The following is a 26,084-nucleotide window of genomic DNA, read 5'->3' as shown; positions in this document are numbered from 1 at the left end:
TAAGTGGGAAGCGCATTCTGTGCGGCAAAACGCCGCAGTATTGACGAATCGGGGCGTTTCTCCGTTGCTCGCGTCATTGCCTCCGGCCGGTTCCCCCAAACCTGCCCTTTGCTGAATTCCATGGAAGGGAAGGGATGATCGACCCAAGCCTGGGGGCGGTATCCTTATCATGGGCCCAATATATACGATCAAAGTATCAAAAGACGGCTCGCTTCAAATCTTAGAATTGTGTTTGCAAAAATCATAGAAAAGCGAAAACCATCCAGTCGTATGCTTTATCGAGAGAGAGCATATGTTTGTGTTCTCTCTGGGATTAATCATCCTTTAATATTTCTGGCGCGTATCTGATGTAGATAAACACACCAGAGAACGTGCCAAGATGCTTGACAACGCCATGCGGCCTCGCATGACGGTGGAAGACTTCGTCCGCAAATGGGGGCGGTCTTCACTGGGCGAGAGCCAGGGTTCGCACGAGCATTTCATCGACCTTTGTCATGTTCTGGGGGAGATGCCTCCTGCCGAAGCGGACCCGTCGGCCACCGATTACTGCTTCGAGAAAGCGGTCGCGAAGACGGACCGGCGCCCGGGACGAGCCGATGTCTGGAAACGTGGCTGCTTCGCGTGGGAGTACAAGGGACCCGGCCGCAACCTGGACGCGGCCTACGCCCAGCTGCAGCGCTACGCGCCGGCCCTGGCCAACCCGCCACTGCTGATCGTCAGCGACATGGCAAGGGTCCGGGTCTACACGAACTGGACCAACGCGGTCACGGTGATGCACGAGATCGGCCTGCGGGATCTGCTCGATTCCAGCCGGCTGGACATCCTCAAATGGGCCTTTTCCGATCCGGAGCGGCTGCGGCCCGGTCGGACACGGGCCATGCTGACGGAGGAGGTGGCGGCCCGTTTCGCGACCCTGGCCGCCCGGATGGTGGCGCGCGGGCACGACCGCTGGACCGTCGCCCATTTCCTGATGCGGCTGGTCTTCTGCATGTTCGCCGAAGATGTCGGCCTGCTCGGAAAGGGCCTGTTCACCCGGTTGCTGGACGAGACCGTACGTGACCCGGCCGAGTTCGTGCCGCTGGCGGAGCAGCTGTTCCGATCCATGAAGAACGGCGGACGCCTGGGGTTCGAAAAGGTCGAATGGTTCAACGGCGGGCTGTTCGAAGACGCCGGTGCCCTGCCGCTGGACGGGGACGACCTCGCCATTGTGCGCGAAGCGGCGCGGCTGGACTGGTCGGAGATCGACCCGACGATCATGGGCACGCTGTTCGAGCGCGGCCTGAGCCCGGAGCGCCGCCGGGCGCTGGCGCGCGAGGTGGTGCGCCGCGACCGCGACGGCCGTTCCAAAGGGGCGGTGGGGGTCTATTACACGCCCGAACCGACCATCATGAAGCTGGTGGAGCCTGTCATAACCCGGCCGTTGCGCCGGGAATGGGCGGCGGCGCGGGAGCGGATCACGGCACTGCTCGCCGAGGCCAGGGGGGCGGCGCCCCGGCGGCGCGACCGGGCACGCCGCGACGCGCGGGCGCTCTATGACCGCTTTCTCAAGAGCCTGCGCCGGTTCCGCGTGCTGGATCCGGCCTGCGGCTCCGGCAACTTCCTGTATCTGGCCCTGCGCGAGTTGAAGGATCTGGAGCACGAGGTGGTGATCGACGGGGAGACCTTCGGCTTTCCCCGTCAGCTCGAACTCGATCTGAAGGGCAACGAGCGCTCCAAGACCATCGGGCCGGAGGCGGTGCTGGGCATAGACGTGAACCCGCTGGGCGTCGAACTGGCCCGCATCTCCGTCTGGATCGGCGCGATCCAGTGGATGCGCCGCCATGGCTACGACGTGCCGCGCAACCCCATCCTGCAGTCCCTGAAGACCATCGAGCAGAAGGACGCGCTGGTCGACCTGATCGGCGGCGAGACCCGCTGGTCCGATCCGCAAGCCCTCGCAGCGGCCGGGAAGGACGGCGGCGATGAGGATGACGGGGAGCCGTACCGGATGGTCATCGTCGGCAACCCGCCCTTCCTCGGCGACAAGACGATGCTGGGCGAATTGGGGGCGGAGTATGTCACGCGCCTGCGACGCCTGTTCGAAGGGCGTGTGCCGGGTGCGGCGGACCTCGTCTGCTACTGGTTCGAGAAGGCGCGCGCCCTGCTGGAAGAGGGTAAGATCGAGCGCGTCGGACTGGTCGCCACCAATTCGATCCGCGGCGGCGCCAACCGCAGCGTCCTCGACCGCATCCGCGCCGACGGCACCATCCTGGAAGCGTGGTCCGACGAGCCCTGGACGGTGGACGGCGCCGCCGTCCGCGTGTCGTTGGTGTGCTTCGGCCCCAAGGGCCTGGACGAAACGCCCCGGCTGGACGGCCGCGAGGTGCCGGAGATCTTCGCCGATCTGACCGCGGGCGGCGTGGATCTGACGACGGCGAAGCCGCTGGCGGAGAATGTCGGGGTGTGTTTCGAAGGCATCAAAAAATATGGATCCTTCGACGTTCCCGGTTCGACGGCCCGCGCGTGGTTATCCAGCCCGACCAACCCGAATGGACGACCGAATGCCGATGTTCTGCGCCCTTGGCTGAACGCCCTGGATGTCGTCCGTCGATCTTCGGACACCTGGGTGATCGACTTCACGGGGATGGATGAACAGGAAGCGGCCTTCTATGAGGCACCTTTCGAGCATGTGCTGCGCGAAGTCCGTCCGGAACGAAGCAAAGACCGCAACGAACGAACCCGGAGCGTATGGTGGCAGCACGAGCGCTCCCGTCCCGAACTGCGGACCAACCTCTCCAGGCTTGTACGTTGCATAGTGACACCGGTCGTCGCCAAGCATCGGGTGTTCGTGTGGCAGCCCACCGGCGTGTTGTCGGCCAATCTGCTGGACGTGATTGCCCGCGACGATGACACGACTTTCGGCATCCTGCACAGCCGCTTCCACGAACTCTGGGCATTGCGTCTCGGAACAAGCCTGGAGGACCGCCCCCGCTACACCCCCTCGACCACATTCGAAACCTTCCCCTTCCCGGAGGGACTGACGCCTGATCTCCCGGCCTCATCCTACGCAGCCGACCCCCGCGCGCAGGCCATCGCCGAGGCAGCACAGCGGTTGAACGAGCTGCGGGAAAACTGGTTGAACCCACCGGACCTTGTGACGCGGGAGCCGGAGGTGGTAACGGGCTTTCCCGACCGCCTGCTGCCGCGCGACGAGGCCGCTGCTGCGATCCTGAAGACCCGCACCCTGACCAATCTCTACAACCAGCGCCCGGCCTTCCTGGCGAACGCCCATGCGGCGCTCGACGCCGCCGTGGCCGCCGCTTACGGCTGGCCGGCCGACATTTCCGACGAGGAGGTCCTGCGCCGCCTCCTGGCTCTGAACCATGCAAGGCCGGCTGCCGATGCGGTCAAACGCCGGAAGAAGGCGGCGAAGGCGATCGACAGGGATCAAGGGAATCTGCTGCTGCCGATCTCGGGCGGAAAACCGGCGCAGTCCGACTCTGTGGAAATGCCCGTGGCGGAGCCGCAACGCGCTACGGAGCCTTCGCGCCCAACCTCGCACCGGAGAAAGGCCGGATGACCGGGGAGAGAAGCTTGCGCAAACAAGAAGGGGCGAGCCGTAGCCCGCCCCGCATCTTGTGTCCGCCGAGGCGGACTTGTTAACGGCTGGACCACGGTTTCCCATCGGCTAAAACAGGCAACGCTTCCAGTTAAAAAAGAGAATAGCATAGACCGCCGCACGGTCAAGGGTTGTGATAGGCTCGACGGCGAAGAGTTTCCGGCGACTCTATCCCGCTTGAACTCACGCGTATTCAATTCGTAAGCGGACGATCCCATGCAGCCTTACCGCCTTTCCCTTGATCTCGGCACCGCTTCCCTTGGCTGGTGCGTGCTGGACCTTGATCATGATGGAAGGCCGAAGGGCATCCGGCGCATGGGCGTGCGCATCTTCACTGATGGACGCAACCCCCAGGACAAGACTTCGCTGGCGGTGGCGCGGCGGATCGCGCGGCAGATGCGGCGGCGGCGCGACCGGACGCTGGTGCGCCGCGCGCGGCTGATGGCAGGGCTCATCCGCTTCGGCCTGATGCCGGGCGACCGCGCGGCACGCAAGGCGCTGGAGCGGCTCGACCCCTACGAACTTCGCGCCCGCGGGCTGACCGAACGGCTGGAGCCGCAGGAGATCGGCCGCGCGCTGTTCCACATCAACCAGCGCCGCGGCTTCAAGGCGATGCGCGGCACCGGCGACGAGGAGGAGGCCGGCAAGATCCGCTCCGGCATCGACCGGCTGGACATGCAGATGGCGGAGGCCGGCACGCCGACGCTGGGCGCCTTCTTCGCGTGGCTGCGCGCGAACGGGCGCAGCGTGCGCGCCCGGCTGGTCGGGCGGGGCGCCAAGGCCGAATACCCCTTCTACCCGGCGCGGCAGATGCTGGAGGCGGAGTTCGATGCGCTGTGGGCGGCGCAGGCGCGCCATCACCCGGACCTGCTGACGGAGGAGGTGCGGACCACTCTGCGCCAGCGCATCTTCCACCAGCGCCCGCTGAAGCCGCCGCAGGTTGGCAAATGCTCCCTGATCCCGGAGGACGAGCGCGCCCCGCGCGCGCTGCCCTCGGCGCAGCGCTTCCGCCTCTACACCGAACTCGCCAACCTCCGGATCATCATGCCGGACCGCAGCGAGCGGCCCCTGACCATGGAGGAACGCGACCTGATCCTGCGCGCGGCGCGGGCGAAGCCGGCCCGCAAGGCCATCGGATTCAAGGACATCCGCAAGGTGCTGAAGCTCGGCTCCGACGTCGGGTTCTCCCACGAATCCACCCGCAGGCCGGAACTGGCGACCGACGAGACCTCGGCGGTGCTGGCCGACAAGAAGCGCTTCGGCCCGCGCTGGGCGCGGCTGACCCTGGCCGAACAGGACGAGGTGGTCGAGCGGCTGCTGTCGGAAACCGATGATGGGGCGCTGATCGACTGGCTGGTCGCGCGCTGGGATCTGGAACCGGACGCCGCGGCCCGTGTCGCCGACGCACGGCTGCCCGACTTTCACCTGCGCGTCGGCCGGAAGGCCCTGGCCGCCCTGCTGCCGGTGCTGGAATCCGAATCGCGCCCCCAGCTATCTGACCAGCGGCCCATCCGCTATGACGAGGCCGTGCCCGTCGCCTTCCCCGGCGCCCACCATTCCGACCGCCGGCCGGGCGAGCGGCTGGAACGCCTGCCCTACTACGCCAAGGCGCTGGAACGCCATGTCGCCTTCGGCACCGGCAATCCAGGCGACCCGGAGGAGAAGCGGCTCGGCCGGCTCGCCAACCCGACGGTGCATATCGGGCTCAATCAGGTCCGGACGGTGGTCAACGCGTTGATCGACCGCTACGGCCAGCCGCAGGAGATCGTGGTGGAACTGGCGCGCGAGGTGAAGCAGACGCAGGAGAAGCGTCGTCAGAAGGAGAAGGAGCAGGCGGAGAACCAGCGTCGGAACGAGGAGCGCAAGGCGCTGCTGCGCAGCGTCAACGCGCCGGTCAACGGCCGCAACCTGATGAAGCTCCGGCTGTGGGAAGAGCAGGGGGCCGGGGTCAACCGCCGCTGTCCCTACACCGGCGAGACCATCGGGCTGGAGATGCTGTTGTCGGAAAAGGTCGACATCGACCACATCCTGCCTTTCTCCCGCACGCTGGACGACAGCGCCGCCAACAAAATCGTCTGCTTGGCCGCCGCCAACCGCGACAAGCGCAACCTGACACCCTACGAGCGCTGGCACGGCGACGAGGCGCGCTGGTCGCGGATTCTCGGCTGCGTCGAGGATCTGCCGCCCAACAAGCGCTGGCGCTTTGCCGAAGGCGCCATGAACCGCTGGGGAGAGGAGAAAGAGTTCCTCGCCCGGCAGATCACCGACACGCAATATCTGGCCCGGCTGGCGCGGGAGTATCTGCGCCATGTCTGTCACCCCGACCGCGTGCGTGTCTCGCCGGGGCGGCTGACCGCCATGCTGCGCCGGCGCTGGGGCGTCGATTCCATCCTGCGCGACCACAACCGCGAAGGCGGTGAAGCGCCGGTCGATGCGACCTTCGCCAAGAACCGCGACAACCACCTGCACCACGCGCTGGACGCGGCGGTGATCGGCTGCATCGACCAGGGCATGGTGCAGAGGCTGGCTCAGGCGGCATCCCGTGCCGAGGATCTGGGGCTCGACCGTCTGATGGACGACATCGACGATCCCTGGGACGGCTTCCGCGACGAGTTGGCGGCGCGGGCGCGCGGCGTGACCGTCTCGCACAAGCCGGAGCACGGCACCGGCGGCCGCCTGCACGAGGACACGGCCTATGGTCCGACCCTGGAGGCGGAACGGGCGCTTGGCTTCAACCTCGTCTACCGTAAGCCGCTCGACGGTCTGACGGAGAAGGAGGTCGCGCGCATCCGTGCCCCCGACCTGCGCAAAGCCATGCAGGAGCGTGTCGCCTTCCACCGGAACGGCCCCGACCGGCTGGACGCCAAGCAGGCGGTGGCGAAGGCGGCGGAGGATCTGGCAGCGACCGAACCCTGGGTGGGCATCCGGCGTGTCCGCCTGCTGGCCAAGGAGGCCGATCCGATCTGGCTCGCCGGGCCGGACGGCGAACCCTACAAGGGGCTGATCGCCGGCGACGTGCACCACATCGACATCGTGGCGCTTCCGGATGGCCGCTGGGCCGGGCGCGCCGCCACCTTGTTCGAGGCCCGCCGGACCGCCCTGCCGGACGGCCGTGCCGCACCCTATGTACCGGCCGACGGCGAGCGCTTCGTCATGCGCCTGCACAAGGGCGACCTCGTCAGGCTGGACCATGACGGGCGCCTGCGGATCATGCGCGTGGCCCGGCTGGAGCCTGCCAACAACCGCCTGCGCATGGTCGAGCATGTGGACGCCGGGGAACTGGACAAGCGCCACGCCGATCCGGACGACCCGTTCCGCTGGCTGATCGTCGCCTTCGACAAGCTGCGCACGCGCAGGGCGAGGCGGGTGACCGTCGACCCGCTGGGCCGGGTGCGCGACCCCGGATTCCCGAAATGGGCGGCGATGCCCATTTCCGGCGAGGCGGAGCCCGCCTGATGACCGGCCGCATCGTCGAGATCGCCGAGGATGGCCGCCACCTGTCGCTGTCGCGCGGCTTTCTGGTGGTGGAAGGGCAGGGGCGGGAGATCGGGCGCGTGCCGCTCGACGACATCGGCGCGGTGGTCGCCAACGCCCATGGGTTGACCTACAGCAACAACCTGCTGCTGGCCCTGGCGGAGCGCGGCGTCGTGGTGGTGCTGTGCGGACCGAACCATGTGCCGGCAGCCTTCCTGTGGCCGGTGGATGGCCATCATGTACAGGCCCAGCGCATGCGCGCCCAGCTGAACGTCTCGGTGCCGCAGACGAAGCGGCTTTGGCAGTTGCTTGTGCGCGCCAAGGTCCGCCAGCAGGGCGCGGTGCTGGAGGCGCGCGGCGCGCCCGCCGGTGCGTTCGAGGCGCTGGCCCGCAAGGTGCGCTCCGGCGACCCCGACAACATCGAGGCGCAGGCGGCGCGCCGATACTGGCCGCTGCTGTTCGGGAACGATTTCCGGCGCGATTCGGACGCCGACGGTATGAACGGCCTGTTGAACTATGGTTACGCCATCCTGCGCTCCACCGTGGCGCGGGCGGTGATGGGGGCGGGACTGCACCCCACGCTTGGCCTGTTCCACCGCAACAGGGCCAATCCGCTGTGCCTGGTGGACGATCTGATGGAGCCTTTCCGCCCCTTCGTCGACCTCGCCGTGGCTCGGCTGGCCGATGCGGGGCACGAAGCGGTGACGCCGGACACCAAACGATTCCTGGCGCTTGTCCCGTCACTCGACCTGCCGACGGCGGAGGGGACCACGCCGCTGTCCACGGTGGTGATGCGGGCCGCGACGTCACTGGCGCAGGCCTATGAAAAGGGGGAAGCGGTGCTCGACCTTCCGGCCGGGGAAGGCAGCAAAGCCTGGGCGCCGAAGCCTTTGGAATGGCCTGCTCCCCCACCCGCGCGGTCGAACGTGCCGCAACCGGCCTGACGGACCGCGGCAATGTTGAGCGGATACCGGATCATGTGGATGATGGTGCTGTTCGACCTGCCGGTCCTGACCAAACGCGAACGCAAGGCCGCGACGACCTTCCGCAAGTTCCTGCTGGACCAAGGCTTCGAGATGTCGCAGTTCTCCGTTTATCTCCGCCATTGCATTGGCAAAGAGCAATCGGAAGCGCTGACGCGCCGAATCGAGAAGGCAGTTCCACCAACTGGCAAGGTGCACATCGTCTTCATCACGGAAAAGCAGTATGAAACCATCGTGTGCTTTGATGGGCGAGTCCGTCAGCCCTCTCGGAAAAATCCGGAGCAATACGTTCTTTTCTGACGGCCCGAGCGGCGGAATCGAGGCAGTGGAGCGGCGGGATAAGGCTGCTTTTTCAGAGCCTTATCCCGCCACGTAGTGTAGCCGATGGGAAACCGTGGTCCAGCCGCAACGGCGGCTGCCCCAGATCCAGCGGCAGCTGCAGTGTAGCCGATGGGAAACCGTGGTCCAGCCGCAACCAGGGTCGTCATGTTGTCCTCTTGGTTGCTAGTGTAGCCGATGGGAAACCGTGGTCCAGCCGCAACTGCGCCGTCACCCGGATAGACCCGCAGCTGAGTGTAGCCGATGGGAAACCGTGGTCCAGCCGCAACGGGGCGGCGGATGAGGCGCAACCGGTGGTAAGTGTAGCCGATGGGAAACCGTGGTCCAGCCGCAACCGCGCCGCGGTCGATCTCGTGAAGCACTTCAGTGTAGCCGATGGGAAACCGTGGTCCAGCCGCAACGAGCCGCACGAGTTGGAGCGCCGCTATTTGAGTGTAGCCGATGGGAAACCGTGGTCCAGCCGCAACTGACGTAGTCGGGTGCCCAGCCGTCTTCGCAGTGTAGCCGATGGGAAACCGTGGTCCAGCCGCAACACCCCAACTACAGCGCGTGCGGCGAGATCGAGTGTAGCCGATGGGAAACCGTGGTCCAGCCGCAACAGGTCGCCCATGGTCAGAGCGCCACGCCCGAGTGTAGCCGATGGGAAACCGTGGTCCAGCCGCAACGTGCCCTCGATCCGGACGCTGTCGGCGATGAGTGTAGCCGATGGGAAACCGTGGTCCAGCCGCAACTCGAAGGCGCGCTCGCCCAGCCGGCCCAGCAGTGTAGCCGATGGGAAACCGTGGTCCAGCCGCAACAGCGCGCACGGACTGGGTAACGGGCGCGGGAGTGTAGCCGATGGGAAACCGTGGTCCAGCCGCAACCGCCCGGTTCTGGGTGCACGCGAGCGCCAGAGTGTAGCCGATGGGAAACCGTGGTCCAGCCGCAACGATCGAGCCCTTCGCCGAAGAACTCGCCGCAGTGTAGCCGATGGGAAACCGTGGTCCAGCCGCAACAGAGCTGGTTTTGACGCCATCCGGCGAAGTAGTGTAGCCGATGGGAAACCGTGGTCCAGCCGCAACCGGCTGTCCCGCAAAAGCGCCCCCCTTCCGAGTGTAGCCGATGGGAAACCGTGGTCCAGCCGCAACAAGGCCCTGGCCGTTACTCGGCGCAAGAGCAGTGTAGCCGATGGGAAACCGTGGTCCAGCCGCAACTTTGAACGCCTCCATCGTGCCGACCGGGAAAGTGTAGCCGATGGGAAACCGTGGTCCAGCCGCAACCGGTAACCCCTCTACACCCGCGGCGGCGCTAGGGTCTGTTGACATTCGCCGCGTTGCCAAGACTGTAGCGACGAGGTTGATGGCCGCTGCGAAGCTTTTGTCTGCTTTGTCACATCGTGTGGCGATGCGGCGGATGTCAACAGACTCTAGGGAGCCCCCTCACACCAGCGGCAGATCGCTGCCGCCATTGACGATGTCCACCGTGCCGGAGATCAGGTTCTCCGCATACAGTGCCTCCAGATCGATGCCGCCGGCCGGACGCACCGGGCGGATGGCGCGGATCCAGCCGGATATCGCCTGTTCCTGTCGGCGGCGGATCGCTTCCGCCTCGTCCACCGTCACGGCCTGGAAGGACAGGCGGTCACCGGGACGCAGGCGGCCGGCGCGGGGCAGGTCGGCGGAGATCACGGTGGCGATCTTGGCATAGCCGCCGGCGGTCTGATGGTCGTTCAGCAGCAGGATCGGCTGCCCGTTGCCCGGAACCTGGATGGAGCCGGTGACCAGCCCGTCCGACGGGATATCGGCCGACCCGCGATGCTTCAGCGCCGGCCCCTCCAGCCGCAGCCCCATGCGGTCGGCCTGCTTGCCGACATGATAGCGCGCCGACAGGAAGGTCGCCAAAGCCTGTTCGGTGAAGCGGTCGTCCTGCGGCCCAAGCACGACGCGCAACGGCCCAACGCCATACTCCGGCGGCTGCGGCAGTTCCAATTCCTGCTCATCGGGCGGCCCAATGGGCGCGCTGTCGCGGACAAGCGGCAACCGGTCGTCCTGGCCCAGAGGACGCCCGCCGAGCGGACCGATGCCGGCCCGGACATAGGTGGACAGGCTGCCCATCACCGGTGCCAGCGCGAAGCCGCCGGCCACCGCCAGATAGGCGACCGACGCCCCATCGACCGCCCCAAGCCGCAGCAGATCGCCCTGGCGCAGGCTGTGGCTGCGGTGGGGTTCCAGCGGCCGGGAGGCCTCCCCCTCGCGCTCCAGCGTCATTGCCAGCGGACCGACCGCGGCGATGCGGACGGAGGCGGCGTCCACCCGCAGGACGGGGCCGAGCAGGGCGATCTCCAGCCCCGCCATGCCCTGCGGGTTGCCGACCAGCGCGTTGGCCAGCCGCAGCGCCACCGGGTCGAGCGCACCGGCCACCGGCATGCCCAACTCCTGGAAGCCGAAGCGACCCAAATCCTGGATCGTCGCGAACAGGCCCGGCCGCACCACGGTCAGAAAGGCGCTCATGATGCGGTCCTCAGACTGGCGGGATCGAAGCGGCCGGCAGCCACCGCCTGCGCGATGCCGTCGAAGGCGGCGCGGTCCACCGTCTCGAAGCGCACCCGGTCGCCCGCCGCCAGCAGGACGGGATCGGCCCGGCCGGAGTCATAGAGCGGAACCGGACAGCGGCCGATCAGGTGCCAGCCGCCGGGACTCTCCCACGGATAGACGGTGGTCAGCCGCCCGGCGACGGCGACGGAGCCGGCCGGCACCCGCACCCGCGGTTCCGTCCGGCGCGGCCGTTCCAGTTCGGCCGGCAGGTCGCCCATGTAGCCGAAGCCCGGCATGAACCCCAGCATATAGACGAAATACTCGGCCGAGCCGTGCAACTCTGCCACCCGCTCTGTGGTCAGCCCCAGCCCGCCGGCCAGTTCGGCCAGATCGGGGCCGAGGTCCGGGTCGTAGCAGACCGGCAGGCGCCACAGCCGTCCTTCGGACGCGGCGGCGTCGCTGCCGGCCAGCGCCGCCTCCACCGCCGCCTGCATCTCCCCCCGACCGGTGGCGACCGGGTCGTAGACCACCAGCAGCGAGCGGAAGGTCGGCACCGTCTCCACCAGCCCAGCCGGCGGTTCGGCTTTCAGCCGGGCGTGCAGGGCCATGACGCGGGCGTTGGTCGCCCGGTCGATGGCCTCGCCGAACTCGACGTTGAAGGCGGTGTCGCCTGCGGTGGTGAAGCGGATCTTCACGCCCACGCTCCTTACCCGATCATCATCGACGGCAACCACGTCACCATGCCGGGGAACAGCCACAACAGGGCCACCATCAGCACCATCAGCAGGAAGAAGGGCAGGCTGGCCTTGCCGATGGTGAAGATGTTCCTGCCGGTCATCGCCTGCAGCACGAACAGGTTGAAGCCGACAGGCGGCGTGATCTGCGCCATTTCCACCACAATAATGATGTAGATGCCGAACCACAGCAGGTCGATGCCCGCCTGCTGCACCATCGGCAGGATCACCGAGGTGGTCAGCACCACCATGGAGATGCCGTCGAGGAAGCAGCCCATCACGATGAAGAAGGCGGTCAGCGCCACCAGCAGCGCCGCCGGCGACAGCTGCATCGTGGTGATCCACTCCGCCAGCAGGCGCGGGATGCCGGTATAGCCCATCGCCACCGTCAGGAAGGCCGCACCCGCAAGGATGAAGCCGATCATGCACGAGGTGTGGGCGGCACCGAACAGGCTGTCGCGGAAGGTCGCCCAGCTCAGCGTGCCGGTCGCCAGCGCCAGCACCAGCGACCCCAGCACGCCGATGCCGGCGGCCTCGGTCGGGGTGGCGATGCCGACATAGATGGACCCCAGAACCGCGGCGATCAGCAGCATCACCGGGATCAGCGCGCCGGTATCGCGGAGCTTCTCGGCGAAGCTCTGGGACGGCTCGGGCGGCGGCACCCGGCCGGGATTCAGCAGCGACCAGCCGCCGACATAGGCCATGAACAGGCCGGTCAGCACGATGCCGGGGATGACACCGGCGATGAACAGCCGGGCGATGGACACGTCGGCGGCCACGCCATAGACGATCATGATGATCGACGGCGGGATCAGCAGCCCCAGCGTGCCGGCGCCCGCCAGCGTGCCGATGGTCATCAGCGGGTCGTAGCCGCGCCGGTTCAGCTCTGGAATCGTCATGCGGCCGATGGTGGCGGCGGTGGCGGCCGAGGACCCCGACACCGCGGCGAAGATCGAGCAGCCGATGACGTTCACATGCATCAGCCGGCCGGGAAGCCAGCCGGTCCAGGGCGCCAGCCCCTTGAACATGTCGGACGAGATGCGGGTGCGGAACAGGATCTCGCCCATCCAGATGAACAGCGGCAAGGCCGTCAGCGTCCAGGAAGTGCTGGCCCCCCAGATGTTGGTCGCCATCACCATGCCCACCGGCCGGGCGGTGAACAGCGCCATGGCGACGAAGCCGACGCCGGCCAGCGCCAGCGCCACCCACACGCCGGCCCCCAGCATCAGGAACATCGTCACCACGACGACGAGGGATGCGGTCGTCTGATCCATCGTTCAGCCCTCGCTCTGCATGCCGGCATGCTGGTAGGACGCGTCCCCGCCCCGCAGCACCGCCACAAGGTCGTCGATCAGGGCGATGACCAGCACGACCAGCCCGGCCGCCATCAGCGCTTGCGGGATCCACAGCGGGATCGGCAGTACGCCCTGACTGAGGTCGCCGAAATCGTAGGAATCATAGGTCATGCGCGCCCAGTACCAGGCGAAATAGGCGCTCAGCGCCGTACCGAAGGCGAGGCAGGCCAGTTCGAAGGCGCGGCGGGGCGCGCCGTGCAGCCGCTCCACCAGCACCCCGACGCGGATGTGGGAGCCGCGGCGCAGCGCCGGCCCCAGCATCAGGAAAAAGGACGCCGCCATGCAATAGCCGGCAAGCTCGTCGGCTCCCGGCACCATGCGGCCGAACAGGCGGCTTCCCACCTGCGTGATGATCAGCACGGCAATGGCGGCAAGCGCGACCGCGCCCAGGATCTCGGCGGTTCGATAAAGAAGGGACAGTGCGGTGCGCATGGCGCAACCACCTCCTGCGGTCGGTCGGGGCGAAGGGGCAAGGATGCGGCGGCATCCCAGCCGGCACGCCGCAGCGGGGCGTCCGGGATGCCGCGCAACGGCCGGTTACTTGCGGAAGGCGGAGATGATCGCCTCGCCGTCGGCACCGGCGGCCTTGGTCCATTCCTCGGTCATGGTCTTGCCGATGGTGGACAGGCCTTCCTTCAGCTTGTCGGACGGCGGCAGGACCTTCATGCCGTTGCCGGCCATGGTCTTGTTCAGCTCGGCCGTCTTCTTTTCCCACTCGGCCCAGCCGGCGGCCTCGGCCTTGGCGGCGGCGTCCTGGACCGCCTTCTGGGTGTTGGCGTCCAGCCCCTTCCACACCTCGGCGTTGACGAAGACCATGTTGCGCGGCAGCCAGGCCTGGACGTCGTAATAGACCTTCACGAAATCCCAGGCCTTGGTGTCGACGCCGGTGGCGGCCGACGTGATCATCGCGGTGACGATGCCGGTGCCGAAGGCCTGCGCGACCTCCGCCGCCTCGATCTTCACCGGGACGGCGCCGCTCAGCTCGGCGATGCGGGTGGTGGCCGGGTTGTAGGCGCGGAACTTCTGCCCCTTCAGCGCTTCGACCGACTGGATCTCGTCCTTCACGTAGAGGCCCTGCGGCGGCCACGGAATCGAGTAGAGCAGCTTCAGGCGCTGGCGCTCCAGCTTCTTCTCGAGATACGGCTTGGAGACGTCGTAGAGCTTGCGCGACGCCTGGAAGTCGGTGGCGAGGAAGGGCACCGAATCGAGGCCGAACAGCGGATCCTCGTTCGCCCAGGAGCTGATCAGCACCTCGCCCAGCTGCGCCTGTCCGGACTGGACCGCGCGCTTGATCTCCGGATGGCGGACCAGCGAGCCGTTGGAATGGACGGTGATCTGGATCTTGCCGCCGGTGGCCGCCTTCACGTCCTCCGCGAACTGCTTCACCACCACGGTGTGCAGGTTCGTGTCGGGATAGGGGGTCGGCATGTCCCAGGTCTCGGCGAGTGCTGCCAGCGGCCCGGCGGCGACGCCCAGCCCAAGCAGGCCGGCGACGATCGGGCCGGCCATCCGGGCGACGAGACGGGATTGCAGCATGTCAGCGGTCATGATGTTCGGAAGCTCCCTGATTGTTGGCCGAAGCGGCGCCCGCCGGCCTTGTGGCCGGTCGGACGGTGGGCAGAAGCCGGATGTCCGGCCCGGCCGGAGCCTGCGCGAGCAGCCCATAGCCAAGGCATCGTGACGGCGGCCTCCCTTATCCTGCCCATTCGGTCCCCAAGGGTTCACCGTTCCGAGCGATCCGTCAAACCTCCAATGTTACAAACGGGGAAAAATCAGCGCCGCCCGTCCCTTATGGGTGCGGGCTCAGTAGATCAGCTCGTTCTCGCCGCTGCCCTCGGCCAGCACCAGTTCGCCGCGGGCGGCGAGGTCCTTGGCCAGCTGGACCATGTACATCTGCGCCTCGTCCACGTCGCGGACGCGGACCGGGCCCATGGCAGCCATGTCCTCGCGCAGGATCTTGGCCGCGCGCTCGGACATGTTGGAGAAGAACAGATCCTTCAGCGACTCCGACGCGCCCTTCAGCGCGGTGCCCAGCTTCTGCTTGTCCACCGTGCGCAGGACGGTCTGGACGCCGCCGGGGTCGAGCTTCGACAGATCCTCGAAGGTGAACATCAGCGACTTGATGCGCTCGGCGCTGTCGCGGTTGCGCTCCTCCAGGGCCGCCATGAAGCGGTGTTCGGTGGTGCGGTCCAGTCCGTTGAAGATCTCCGCCAGCATTTCGTGGCTGTCGCGTCGGCTGGTGCGGGCGAGGTTGGTCATGAACTCCGTGCGCAGCGTGCGCTCCACGTCGTCCAGAACCTCCTTCTGCACCGCCTCCATGCGCAGCATGCGCATGATGACCTCCATCGCGAAGCTTTCCGGAAGCTGGGCAAGGACGCGGCCGGCATGGTCGGAGCGGATCTTGGACAGCACGACGGCGACGGTCTGCGGATACTCGTTCTTCAGGTAGTTGGACAGGACCGACTCGTTGACGTTGGTCAGCTTGTCCCACATCGTACGGCCGGCCGGACCACGGATGTCCTCCATGATCTGGTCGACCTTGTCCTTCGGCAGGGTCTTCAGCAGCAGCCGCTCGGTGGAATCGAAGGAGCCGACGACGGTGCCGCTCGACGACATCTGTTCGGCGAACTCGACGAACAGCCGCTCGATCAGGTTGGCGGAGACCGTGCCCAGGTTCGCCATCACCTGGGACAGCTCCTTGATCTCCTCGTCGTCCATCAGCGAGAACAGCTTGGACGAATGCTCCTCGCCCAAGGCCAGCATCATGATGGCGGCCTTTTCCGGGCCGGTGAGGGTCCGGTAGTCCTCACGAACCTTTTGAGCCATTGCTGACCTTCATGCCTGCGCGATTGCCATTACCGGCAGATCATTGCGGCAAACATCGTTAACAAACGATAAGGAAGCCGGTCGGGAATAGCAAAACCGGCTGTCGCGCCAGCTTTCCGCCGGCGTCCCGGAACCGAAGCCGGCCGGCGCGGTTGGGGTCTGCGTCATTCCCCTGCACAAGAATGGGAGGCGCCCATGCCTGCCCCGCCGGACATGTCCCGCCGTCCCGCCGCTCTCGCCATCCGGGCGTTGATGATCCGTGCCGGGCTTCGCGGCGCCGCGACCGTCCTGCTCCTTCCCGGCCTGATGGTCGCCCTGCCGGCCCCCGTCCTGGCGGAACAGGCGGTGACGCTGGAGGGCTCCGACTGCCGCTATCGCGACCAGTATCCCGACCGGCGCAAGACAATCCGCTGGTCCGGCGCCTGTGTGGACGGCTGGGCGAGCGGGTCCGGCGTGCTGACCTGGTTCCATGACGGCCGCTATGACGGCCGGGCGGAGGCCACCCTCGTCGACGGGCGGATCGAAGGGCCGGCCCGCATCACATGGCGCGATGGCCGCCGCCTCAACGGCAATTTCAGGGACGGGCTGGTTTCGGGACAGGCCACCCATGTCTGGGCGGACGGGCGGACATATGAGGGGGAATGGCGGGACGACCGCCGCACCGGCTTCGGCACGCTTATTTTCCCCAGTGGAAACAAGTATGTCGGCGAATTCCACCGCAACCGTCCGACCGGTCCGGGCGAGTTCGTGACCGCCGACGGCCGCCGCTTCCAGGCGCAGGTCGACGCCCGCGGCACGATCAGGGCCGGGGCTCCGCTCGACCGTCCGCCGCAATCCGCATCCGTTCCTCCGCCGGTTCCCGCATCGCCGCCAGCCGACGCCGCCGGGCCGCAGCGGCTGGAAGAATGGCTGACGGAGCCCAATCAGCTTCTGCGCACCCCGCAGCAATAACCGGCGTCCTTTCACCGTCCGTCTTAGGCTCCCCATGGGCGTCGCCCCCAGTCACGCCGCCCTTTGGCATACGCCACTATGTGAAAATGAATTTACAGGAATGTGGAAAGCCTGTAACTCTGTGCTCACGCAAGCCACGCTTGGGCTTTCCGGAGGAGCATCGGGGGGATGGAGCCACCCATTCAGACGGGATCGCTGCTGATCCGGATGCAGAACTGCCAGGCGCAGCTGCCGGCGGCGCTCGCCAAGGTGGGGGAGTGGGCTCTGGCCTATCCGTTCCGCACCGCGACCCTGAAGATCGGGGAGCTGGCGGCGGCGGCCGAGGTGTCGGTGGCATCCGTCAACCGCTATGCCCGCTTCCTCGGCTATGAAGGCTATCCGGAGTTCCGCGAGGATCTGCTGCGCGCCTTCGAATCCACCTTCGCCCCGGTGGAGAAGCTGCGCGTGGCGGTGCAGCGCGACACCTCCAACGCCGAGATCATGCGGGAATCGCTGGCCAGCGACGCCGGCAACATCACCCGCACCATGGATCTGCTGCAGCCCGAACAGTGCGAGGCCGCGATCCGCCTGATCCGCGAGTCCGATCGCATCGTGGCGCTCGGCCTTGGGGACAGCGCCTATCTCGCCCTGTTCCTGGCCGACGTGCTGGAGCCCTATGTCGACCATGTCCGCGAAGCCATCGAGTTCGCGGGTACGGAGCGCACCATCCGCCGGCTGATGACGGTGAAGCCCGGCGATCTGGTGATCGCCATCACCTCGCCGCGCTATTCGCGCCGGACCATCGAGCATCTGCAGCTGTGCCGCGAGCGCGGGGCGAAGGCCATCGCGCTGACCGACGCGCCGGACAGCCCGATCGTTCCGCTTGCCGACGTCACCCTGCTGGCCGGGGCCGACCACGGCGTGCGCCACAGCTCCCCCACCGGGCTGATGGCGCTGATCGTGGCGCTGGGCACCGCGCTGTCCCGCTCCGGTCCCGACAGCGTCGGACAGGCCGCCGACGTCGCCGAACGTATCTTGCCCTATCTCCACGTCGTGCCGAAGAGCAAACGGCCGACCGAGTGAGCAAGGCTTTCCTTTCCACGCGCCAAAGAAGCTGAAAAGCGATGACGATCTCCTATTGGAACGGGCGTTACCTGCCGCTGGACGAGGTCCATGTGTCGCCGCTGGACCGCGGTTTCCTGTTCGCCGACGGCCTCTATGAGGTGACCGCCGCCTACAATGGCCGCCTGTTCGAGCCGGAGGCGCACATCGCCCGCCTGCAGCGCGGCCTGTCCGAACTGCGCATCGACTGCACGCTGTCGGCCGGCGACTGGCTGGACATCATGGAGCGGCTGGCCTCCTCTTCCGGCATCGACGGCGACCTGACCGTCTATCTCCAGGTCACGCGCGGTGCAGCATCCAGCCGCGGCCATGCCTTCCCGGCCGGCGTCACCCCGTCGGTCTTCGGCATGGCGAGCCCGCTGAAGCGCCCGCCGGCTTCCTGGCGCGACCAGGGTGTCGCCGCCATCACCATCCCCGACATCCGCTGGAGCCGCTGCGACCTCAAAACGGTGGCGCTGCTCGGCAGCGTGCTGGCGCAGCAGGCGGCGACCGATGCCGGCGTGGTCGATGCGCTGCAGCTGCGCGACGGTCTGGTGACCGAGGGGGCCGCGACCAACATCTTCGTGGTGAAGGACGGCGTCATCGCCACCCCGATCAACGACAACCGCATCCTGGAAGGCATCACCCGCATTGTCATCCTGCGCCTGGCCGCCGAGGCCGGCCTGCGGTTGGAGGAGCGCGACATCCCGGCGGCTGAGCTTGAGACGGCCGACGAAATCTGGATTGCCAGCACCACCAAGGAAATCACCCCCGTCACCAGCCTGAACGGCAAGCCGGTCGGCACCGGCGCGCCGGGCATGGTGTGGCGCCGCATGTTCGCGCTGTTCGCCGAGAGGCTGGGACGATGAGCGGCGCCGCCGCGATGCGGGCGGTCGACACCGCGCCGGCCCTGCTGTCGGTAGAGGGGCTGAGCGTCGCCTTCGACGGCGAGCATGGTCCCGTGCGCGTGGTCGACGACGTCAGCTTCACCGTGGCGCCGGGCGAGACGGTCGCCATCGTCGGCGAATCCGGCTCCGGCAAGTCGGTGACCTCGCTGTCGCTGATGCGGCTGGTCGATTATGCCGGCGGCCGCATCGTTGGCGGGCGCATCCGCTTCAAGGGCCGTGACGGGCGCGAACGCGACCTGGCATCCCCGCCGGCCGAATCGCTGACCGACATGCGCGGCAACGACATCGCCATGGTCTTCCAAGAGCCGATGACGTCGCTGAACCCGGTCTTCACCATCGGCGACCAGATCGCCGAGGCGGTGATGCTGCACCAGGGTCTCGACCGTAAGGCGGCGCGGGATGAGGCCCTGCGCATGCTGGAAAAGGTGCGGATTCCCGAACCGGCCCGGCTGCTCGACCGTCACCCGCACCAGCTGTCGGGCGGCATGCGCCAGCGCGTGATGATCGCCATGGCGCTGTCCTGCAAGCCGTCGCTGCTGATCGCCGACGAGCCGACCACGGCGCTGGACGTCACCATCCAGGCCCAGATCCTGCGGCTGATCCGTCTGCTGCAGGAAGAGATGGGGATGGGCGTCATCTTCATCACCCACGACATGGGCGTGGTGGCGGAGGTGGCCGACCGCGTCGTCGTGATGTGGCGCGGCCGCAAGGTGGAGGAGGGCACGGTAGAGCGCATCTTCCAGGCGCCGCAGCACCCCTACACCAAGGCGCTGCTGTCGGCCGTGCCGAAGCTGGGCGCGCTCCGCGGCCAGGACCTGCCGATGCGGTTCCCCCTGCTGGTGGTGGACGACGCGAAGGCCGAAGCAGCGCCGCCGGCTCCGCCGCCGGTACAGGACACCGTGCGCGCCGTCGACGCCCCGCTTCTGGAGGTGCGCGACCTCACCACCCGTTTCGACGTGCGCAAGGGCATCTTCGGATCGCTGAAGGCCCGCGTGCATGCGGTGGAGAAGGTCAGCTTCGCCGTCCGTCCGGGCGAGACCCTGGCGCTGGTCGGCGAATCCGGCTGCGGCAAGTCGACGACCGGCCGCACCATCATGGGGCTGCAGTCCGCCACCTCCGGCAGCATCCGCTTCGACGGCACCGATACCGCGACCTTGGATTCCAACGGTCAGGCGAAGCTGAAGGAGAAGATCCAGTACATCTTCCAGGATCCCTTCGCCTCGCTGAACCCGCGCATGACCGTCGGCTTCAGCGTCGCCGAACCGATGCTGGTCCACGACTATGTGCCCACATCCAGGCCGGGCGTGTCGCGCCGCCGCGCCATCGAGGAGCGGGTGGCGGAGCTGCTGACCCAGGTGGGCCTGAAGCCGGAGCACGCGCGCCGCTACCCGCACGAGTTCTCGGGCGGACAGCGCCAGCGCATCTGCATCGCCCGCGCGATCGCCTGCGATCCCAAGCTGATCATCGCCGACGAGGCGGTGGCGGCGCTCGACGTGTCGATCCAGGCGCAGATCGTCAATCTGCTGATGGAGCTGCAGGCCAGGCGCGGCCTGTCCTACCTGTTCATCAGCCACGACATGGCGGTGGTGGAGCGGGTCAGCCACCGCGTCGCCGTCATGTATCTCGGCCAGATCGTCGAACTCGGTCCGCGCCGCGCGGTGTTCGAGAATCCGCAGCACCCCTACACCCGCCGCCTGATGGCGGCCGTGCCGATCGCCGATCCCAGCCGGCGCACCCGCGACCTGCGGCTTCTGACCGGCGAGATCCCCAGCCCGATCCGCGCCATCGGCGACGAGCCGGCGGTGCAGCCGCTGGTGCCGGTCGGCGATGACCATTTCGTCGCCCGCCACCCCGTCGGCGGCGACTTTTGAATCAAGAAAAGGGAGACATCACGTGACGCGTTTCGCTCTTCCCCTGCTGGCCGGCCTGCTCGCCGGCACCGCGCTGGCCGGTCCGGCCTTCGCCGCCAAGACTCTGGTGGTCGGCCTTCCCGACAACATCACCGGTTTGGACCCGGCCGACATCAACGACACCCTGTCGCAGTCGGCCAGCCGCACGATGATGCAGGGCCTGTTCGGTTTCGACAAGGAGATGAAGCTGGTCCCGCTGCTGGCGGAAAGTTTCACGGTCAACGACACGGCCACCGAATACACCTATCGCCTGCGCAAGGGCGTCACCTTCCATGACGGCACGCCCTTCAACGCCCAGGCGGTGAAGACCAACTTCGACCGCCTGTCCAACCCGGCCAACCGTCTGAAGCGCCAGAGCCTGCTGGCGATGCTGGCCGAATCGGTGGTGGTCGACGACTACACCATCACCCTGAAGCTGTCGCAGCCCTTCGGCGCGCTGAACAACAACCTCGCCCACCCCGGCGCCATGATCCACAGCCCGAAGGCGCTGGAGACCTTCGGCAAGGAGATCGGCCGCCACCCGGTCGGCACCGGCCCCTACAAGTTCGTCAGCTGGGAAGCGGACACGCTGAAGGTCGAGAAGAACGACAAGTACTGGAAGCCGGGCCTGCCGAAGGTCGACCGCGTGACGCTGAAGAGCGTGCCGGAGAACGGCAGCCGCATCGCCATGCTGCAGACCAACGAGGCGCAGTTCATCTATCCGCTGCCGCCGGAAATGGTGAAGATGGTGGAAGCCAACCAGGCGCTGGAGATCATCGACGCCCCGTCGATCATCGCCCGCTATGTGGCGATGAACACCATGAAGAAGCCGTTCAACGACCCGCGCGTCCGTCAGGCGTTGAACTACGCCATCGACAAGAACGCCTACGCGAAGGTGGTCTATCGCGGCTATGCCGGCCCGCTGGATTCGGCCATCCCGTCCAAGCTGGGCTTCCACGTCTCGCAGCCGAACCAGTACACCTACGACCTTGCCAAGGCGAAGGCGCTGCTGGCCGAAGCGGGCTACCCGAACGGCTTCGAGGCCGAGATGATCGGCCGCAACAGCACCAACTTCATCCGCGGCATGCAGTTCGTGCAGCAGCAGCTGGCCCAGGTCGGCGTCAAGCTGACCGTCACCCCGCTCGAAGCCGGTGTCGAGGCCTCCCGTGTCTGGAGCGTCGAAAAGCCGGAGGATGCCACGGTGCAGATGCAGTACAGCGGCTGGTCGGCTTCGACCGGCGATGCCGACTGGGGCCTGCGTCCGCTGCTGTGGGGCAAGGGCTTCCCGCCGAAGTTCTTCAACGTGGCTTACTATAAGAACGAGACGGTCGACACCGCGATCGAGACCGGCATCGGCACCGCCGACAACGCCAAGCGCGCCGAGGCCTACCGCGTTGCCCAGGAGCAGATCTGGAAGGACGCGCCCTGGATCTTCCTCGGCGTCGAGAACCTGCTGGCCGGCAAGTCGAAGAAGCTGACCGGCTTCTACTACGTCGCCGACGGCGGCCTGCAGATGGAAGAGGCCGATCTGCAGTGATGTGAAGTGTGGGGGTGGGGAGGTTTGACCCCCACCCTAACCCTCCCCCGCTGGGCGGGGGAGGGGACTAAGTGCTTAGGCGGGAGAGTGGCGGCAGTCCCTCCCCCGCCCAGCGGGGGAGGTTAGGTGGGGGTCTAACGCCCCCAAGAATCCACCCCCCGCACCTCCAGGCCCTCCACCAGGACCTCTGCCCCATGCTGAAATATCTCGTCGGCCGTGTCGCCGGCATCCTGCCGGTTCTGCTGGTGATTTCCGTCTTCGTCTTCGGCTTCGTCCATCTGCTGCCGGGCGATCCGGCGCGGCTGGTTGCCGGTCCCGATGCGACCCAGCGCGACGTCGAACTGGTGCGCCAGGACCTCGGCCTCGACCAGCCGCTGTGGGTGCAGTATGGCCGTTTCCTCGGCAACGCGGTGCAGGGCGAGTTCGGGCGCTCGATGAAGACCAAGCGGCCGGTGTCGCAGGAGATCGGCGAACGCTTCATGCCCACGCTCTACCTCACCGTCGCCGCCATGGCGTGGGCGACGCTGGCCGGGCTGCTGATCGGCGTGGCGTCCGCCACCAAGCGTGGGCGCTGGCAGGACCATGCCGGCATGATCGTCGCGGTGTCGGGCATCGCCTTCCCGTCCTTCTGGCTCGGCCTGCTGATGATCGACCTGTTCTCGGTCAAGCTCGGCTGGTTGCCGACCAGCGGCTATGGCACGTGGCAGCATTTCGTCATGCCGTCGCTGACGCTCGGTCTCGGCGTCGCCGCGGTGATGGCGCGCTTCACCCGCTCCGCCTTCATCGAGATCGCGCGCGAGGATTATGTCCGCACCGCCAGGGCCAAGGGCGTACCCGCCCGGCTGGTGGTGTGGAAGCACACGCTGCGCAACGCGCTGATCCCGATCATCACCATGGTCGGCCTGCAGTTCGGCTTCCTGCTGGGCGGGTCCATCGTGGTGGAGACGGTGTTCTCCTGGCCGGGGCTGGGCCGGCTGCTGGTCGATAGCGTCAGTTACCGCGACTACACCGTCATCCAGGCGGAGATCCTGCTGTTCTCGCTGGAGTTCATCATCATCAACCTGCTGGTCGATGTGCTGTACGCCTTCGCCAACCCCGAGATTCGCTACTCATGACCACGACAGACGCAACCGGCGTGGCCGCCGGCCAAAATACGGGCCACGAAGCCGTCCGTTCGCCGCTGCGCGAGTTCTGGCGCAAGTTTCGGCGCAACCGCACCGCCATGGCGGCCGGCATCTGTCTGCTGGCGCTGGCTTTGGCTGCCGCCGCCGCTCCCTGGATCGCGCCGTTCGATCCGGCTGCCTTCGACTACGACCGCATCCTTGAAGGCCCGTCGGCCGACCATTGGGCCGGCACCGACGCCTATGGCCGCGACATCTTCAGCCGCATCCTGTGGGGTGCCCGCATCTCGCTGTCGGTCGGCCTGCTGTCGGTCCTACTCGGCGGGGTGGCCGGCGTGGCGCTGGGGCTGATCGCCGGCTTCCGCGGCGGCTGGATCGACAGCCTGATCATGCGCATCTGCGACGTGCTGCTGGCCTTCCCCGGCATCCTGCTGGCCATCGGCATCGTCGCCATCCTGGGTCCGGGCATCGAGAACGTCATCTATGCGGTGGCGATCTTCAGCGTGCCGGTCTTCGCCCGCCTCGTGCGCGGCAGCACGCTGTCGCTGAAGCGCGCGGTCTATGTCGACGCCGCCCGCGCCATCGGCGTGCGCGACCGGCTGCTGATGGTCCGCCACATCCTGCCGGGCACGCTGCCCAGCGTGATCGTCTATGTCTCCATGCGCATCGGCACCTCGATCCTGACGGCGGCCAGCCTCAGCTTCATCGGCCTCGGCGCCCAGCCGCCCAGCCCGGAATGGGGCGCCATGTTGGCCGATGGGCGCAGCTACATCGGCGTCGCCAGCCATGTCACCTTCTATCCCGGCCTCGCCATCTTCCTGACGGTGCTGGCCTTCAACCTGCTCGGCGACGGACTGCGCGATGCCCTCGACCCGAAACTCCGTTGAACCGGCAAAGCGCGCGCGGGCCTTCGGGCTCGCCTGCGGCCGGCTGACGCCGGGGCCGCGCAACGCCATCACGGACGTTCCAGGCGTGCGCGTCGGCCATGTCACGCTTGATGACGGCGCCATCCAGACCGGCGTCACCGCCATCCTGCCCCATGCCGGCAACCTCTACCGCGACAAGCCCATAGCCGCCGCCGAAGTGCTGAACGGCTTCGGCAAGAGCGTCGGCCTGATGCAGGTGGAGGAACTCGGCGCGCTGGAAACCCCGATCCTGCTGACCAACACCCTGTCGGTCGGCACGGCGTCCACCGCTTTGGTCCGCCACGCCATCGCCGCCAACCCCGACATCGGCCGCACCACCGCCACCGTCAACCCGGTGGTGATGGAGTGCAACGACGGCCCGCTGAACGACATCCAGGCGCTGGCTGTCACCGAGGCCCACGCCGCCGCCGCCCTGGCCGCCGCGCTGTCGGAGCCGGACGGCGCCGAGGTTGCGGTCGGATCGGTCGGGGCCGGGCGCGGCATGTCCTGCTTCGGCTTCAAGGGCGGCATCGGCACGTCGTCGCGCCGGCTGAAGCTGGACGGCAAACGCCATCACATCGGCCTGCTTGTCCTGGCGAATTTCGGCCGGCCGGGGGAGCTGCGCCTCCCCGATGGCCGCCGCGTCGCCCCGCCGGCGAAGGACGACGCGCCGGAAAAGGGCTCCGTCATCGTCATCGCCGCCACCGACGTGCCGCTCGATCACCGCCAGCTGCGCCGGGTGATCCGCCGCGCCGGGGTCGGGCTCGCGCGGGTGGGATCCTTTTGGGGCCATGGCAGCGGCGACATCGCGCTGGGATTCACCACCGCCAACCGCATCGACCATGACGAATCCGCCGACATCCTGGTCCTGCGCATGCTGAACGAACGCCGCATCGACGCCCTGTTCGAAGCGATGGCCGACGCTACGCAGGAAGCCGTTCTCGACGCGCTCGCCGCCGCCACTCCGGTGGTCGGCCGCGACGGCGCCAGCCGGCCTTGCCTATCCGATGCCCTGACATCCGGGAGCACTCCGTGAAGATCTACATCTCCGCCGACATCGAAGGCGTTGCCGGCGTCGTCTCCCAGCAGCAGGTGACGCAGGGCAACACCGAGTATGAGCGCGCCCGCCGCCTGATGACCGCCGAGGTCAATGCCGCCATCGAAGGCGCCCTGGAGGGCGGGGCGAGCGAAATCCTGGTCAACGACAGCCACGGCCCGATGGTCAACCTGCTGCCGGACGAGCTTCACCCCGCCGCCGAACTGATCCTCGGCCGGCCCAAGCCCATCGGCATGTTCGCCGGGCTGGAGCCGGACGCTGCCGGGGTGATGTGCGTCGGCTTCCACACCTCGGCCCGGCAATACGGCATCCTCGCCCACACCACCAACAGCTTCGCCTTCGGCCGCGTCCGGGTGAACGGGCTGGAACTGGGCGAGGCCGGCAATTACGGCGCCTATGCCGGCGAGATCGGCGTGCCGGTGATCCTGCTGAGCGGCGACGACCGCTTCGCCGCAGAGATGGCGCCGCTGTTCCCGGAGTCCGAACGGGTGGTGGTCAAGCAGGCGCTCGGCCAGCGCGCCGCCCGCTCCGTAGCGCCCAAGGTCGCCCGCGACCGCATCCGCGAGGCCGCTGCCCGCGCCGTCCGCCGGGCATCGAGCATCCCGCCCTTCCGCGTCCCGCCGCAAGCCGATGGCGTGCCCTACCGGCTGGAGATCGAGATGAACAGCCCGGCGCTGGCCGATCTGGCGGTACTGATCCCCGTTTCCGAACGCCTCAACCCCGTCACCGTCCGTCTGCCGGCCGCCAGCATGGCTGCCGTGCTCGGCTGGATCAACACCCTGTCGGCCATGTCGGCTGCCCTGCGCTGAGACCC

At 67.6% G+C, this 26,084-nt stretch carries 19 protein-coding genes, 1 pseudogene and 1 CRISPR repeat array; of the genes and pseudogenes, 13 read left to right on the top strand and 7 right to left on the bottom strand.

Annotated elements, in window-relative coordinates; all coding sequences use genetic code 11:
- The first annotated feature begins 379 nt into the window (after window positions 1-379).
- The 4 genes from FZ983_RS15345 (at window position 380) to cas2 (ending at window position 8,355) form a co-directional block, all read left to right on the top strand.
- Complete coding sequence (locus FZ983_RS15345) at window positions 380-3,559, top strand: class I SAM-dependent DNA methyltransferase (protein WP_211102914.1); 3,180 nt, start codon at window positions 380-382, stop codon at window positions 3,557-3,559.
- A gap of 255 nt (window positions 3,560-3,814) precedes the next feature.
- A complete protein-coding gene (gene cas9, locus FZ983_RS15340) occupies window positions 3,815-7,054 on the top strand; it encodes a type II CRISPR RNA-guided endonuclease Cas9 (protein ID WP_149224365.1) in 3,240 nt (1,079 codons plus the stop codon).
- The gene (gene cas1, locus FZ983_RS15335; protein WP_149224364.1) at window positions 7,054-8,016 is read left to right on the top strand and encodes a type II CRISPR-associated endonuclease Cas1; all 963 of its coding nucleotides are present in this window, start codon (window positions 7,054-7,056) and stop codon (window positions 8,014-8,016) included. The genes cas9 and cas1 overlap by 1 nt, the downstream gene beginning before the upstream one ends.
- A gap of 39 nt (window positions 8,017-8,055) precedes the next feature.
- Entirely contained in the window at window positions 8,056-8,355 is a 300-nt protein-coding gene (gene cas2 / locus FZ983_RS15330) for a CRISPR-associated endonuclease Cas2 (protein WP_247883768.1), read from the top strand.
- A gap of 74 nt (window positions 8,356-8,429) precedes the next feature.
- Window positions 8,430-9,653: a CRISPR direct-repeat array (repeat unit 36 nt; unit sequence AGTGTAGCCGATGGGAAACCGTGGTCCAGCCGCAAC).
- Between the two features lie 48 nt (window positions 9,654-9,701).
- Here cas2 and FZ983_RS15325 read toward each other — a convergent pair.
- The 7 genes and pseudogenes from FZ983_RS15325 to fliG form a co-directional block, all read right to left on the bottom strand.
- Window positions 9,702-9,791, bottom strand: a pseudogene (locus FZ983_RS15325) (IS5/IS1182 family transposase); the annotation flags it as partial.
- A 21-nt stretch (window positions 9,792-9,812) separates the two neighbouring features.
- Window positions 9,813-10,883, bottom strand: coding sequence for a biotin-dependent carboxyltransferase family protein (locus FZ983_RS15320; RefSeq protein WP_149224362.1), 1,071 nt, complete (start codon window positions 10,881-10,883; stop codon window positions 9,813-9,815).
- Window positions 10,880-11,602 carry a 5-oxoprolinase subunit PxpB gene (pxpB, locus tag FZ983_RS15315; protein ID WP_247883767.1) on the bottom strand — a complete coding sequence of 241 codons (723 nt, stop codon included), beginning with the start codon at window positions 11,600-11,602 and terminating at the stop codon, window positions 10,880-10,882. Before pxpB ends, FZ983_RS15320 begins: the two co-directional genes overlap by 4 nt.
- Before the next feature lie 11 nt (window positions 11,603-11,613).
- Complete coding sequence (locus tag FZ983_RS15310; RefSeq protein ID WP_149224360.1) at window positions 11,614-12,915, bottom strand: TRAP transporter large permease subunit; 1,302 nt, start codon at window positions 12,913-12,915, stop codon at window positions 11,614-11,616.
- A gap of 3 nt (window positions 12,916-12,918) precedes the next feature.
- Window positions 12,919-13,428, bottom strand: coding sequence for a TRAP transporter small permease (locus FZ983_RS15305; RefSeq protein WP_149224359.1), 510 nt, complete (start codon window positions 13,426-13,428; stop codon window positions 12,919-12,921).
- A 105-nt stretch (window positions 13,429-13,533) separates the two neighbouring features.
- Window positions 13,534-14,544, bottom strand: a complete 1,011-nt coding sequence (locus FZ983_RS15300) for a TRAP transporter substrate-binding protein (RefSeq protein WP_188092338.1) — start codon at window positions 14,542-14,544, stop codon at window positions 13,534-13,536.
- A gap of 255 nt (window positions 14,545-14,799) precedes the next feature.
- Entirely contained in the window at window positions 14,800-15,822 is a 1,023-nt protein-coding gene (fliG, locus tag FZ983_RS15295) for a flagellar motor switch protein FliG (protein ID WP_014188857.1), read from the bottom strand.
- A gap of 195 nt (window positions 15,823-16,017) precedes the next feature.
- Between fliG and FZ983_RS15290 the strand changes: the two genes are divergently transcribed.
- The 9 genes from FZ983_RS15290 to FZ983_RS15250 all read left to right on the top strand — a co-directional run bounded on the left by FZ983_RS15290 (window position 16,018) and on the right by FZ983_RS15250 (window position 26,079).
- The gene (locus FZ983_RS15290) at window positions 16,018-16,773 is read left to right on the top strand and encodes a hypothetical protein (RefSeq protein ID WP_149224358.1); all 756 of its coding nucleotides are present in this window, start codon (window positions 16,018-16,020) and stop codon (window positions 16,771-16,773) included.
- A gap of 168 nt (window positions 16,774-16,941) precedes the next feature.
- Complete coding sequence (locus FZ983_RS15285; RefSeq protein WP_149224357.1) at window positions 16,942-17,835, top strand: MurR/RpiR family transcriptional regulator; 894 nt, start codon at window positions 16,942-16,944, stop codon at window positions 17,833-17,835.
- Between the two features lie 41 nt (window positions 17,836-17,876).
- Window positions 17,877-18,722: a D-amino acid aminotransferase gene (locus tag FZ983_RS15280; protein WP_149224356.1), complete on the top strand. Its 846-nt coding sequence runs from the start codon at window positions 17,877-17,879 to the stop codon at window positions 18,720-18,722.
- Window positions 18,719-20,632: a dipeptide ABC transporter ATP-binding protein gene (locus FZ983_RS15275; protein ID WP_149224355.1), complete on the top strand. Its 1,914-nt coding sequence runs from the start codon at window positions 18,719-18,721 to the stop codon at window positions 20,630-20,632. Before FZ983_RS15280 ends, FZ983_RS15275 begins: the two co-directional genes overlap by 4 nt.
- A 22-nt stretch (window positions 20,633-20,654) precedes the next feature.
- Window positions 20,655-22,187, top strand: a complete 1,533-nt coding sequence (locus FZ983_RS15270; protein ID WP_149224354.1) for a glutathione ABC transporter substrate-binding protein — start codon at window positions 20,655-20,657, stop codon at window positions 22,185-22,187.
- A 194-nt stretch (window positions 22,188-22,381) separates the two neighbouring features.
- Entirely contained in the window at window positions 22,382-23,302 is a 921-nt protein-coding gene (gene gsiC, locus FZ983_RS15265) for a glutathione ABC transporter permease GsiC (protein ID WP_149224353.1), read from the top strand.
- Complete coding sequence (locus FZ983_RS15260; RefSeq protein WP_149224352.1) at window positions 23,299-24,195, top strand: ABC transporter permease subunit; 897 nt, start codon at window positions 23,299-23,301, stop codon at window positions 24,193-24,195. The genes gsiC and FZ983_RS15260 overlap by 4 nt, the downstream gene beginning before the upstream one ends.
- Complete coding sequence (locus FZ983_RS15255; protein ID WP_149224351.1) at window positions 24,170-25,249, top strand: P1 family peptidase; 1,080 nt, start codon at window positions 24,170-24,172, stop codon at window positions 25,247-25,249. The genes FZ983_RS15260 and FZ983_RS15255 overlap by 26 nt, the downstream gene beginning before the upstream one ends.
- Entirely contained in the window at window positions 25,246-26,079 is an 834-nt protein-coding gene (locus tag FZ983_RS15250) for a M55 family metallopeptidase (protein WP_149224350.1), read from the top strand. Before FZ983_RS15255 ends, FZ983_RS15250 begins: the two co-directional genes overlap by 4 nt.
- Window positions 26,080-26,084 lie beyond the last annotated feature (5 nt).

The sequence above is a fragment of the Azospirillum sp. B21 genome, assembly GCF_008364825.1.
GTDB lineage: Bacteria > Pseudomonadota > Alphaproteobacteria > Azospirillales > Azospirillaceae > Azospirillum.
Note: the sequence above shows the minus strand (reverse complement) of the source record. Positions and strands in the feature narration are given on the sequence as shown.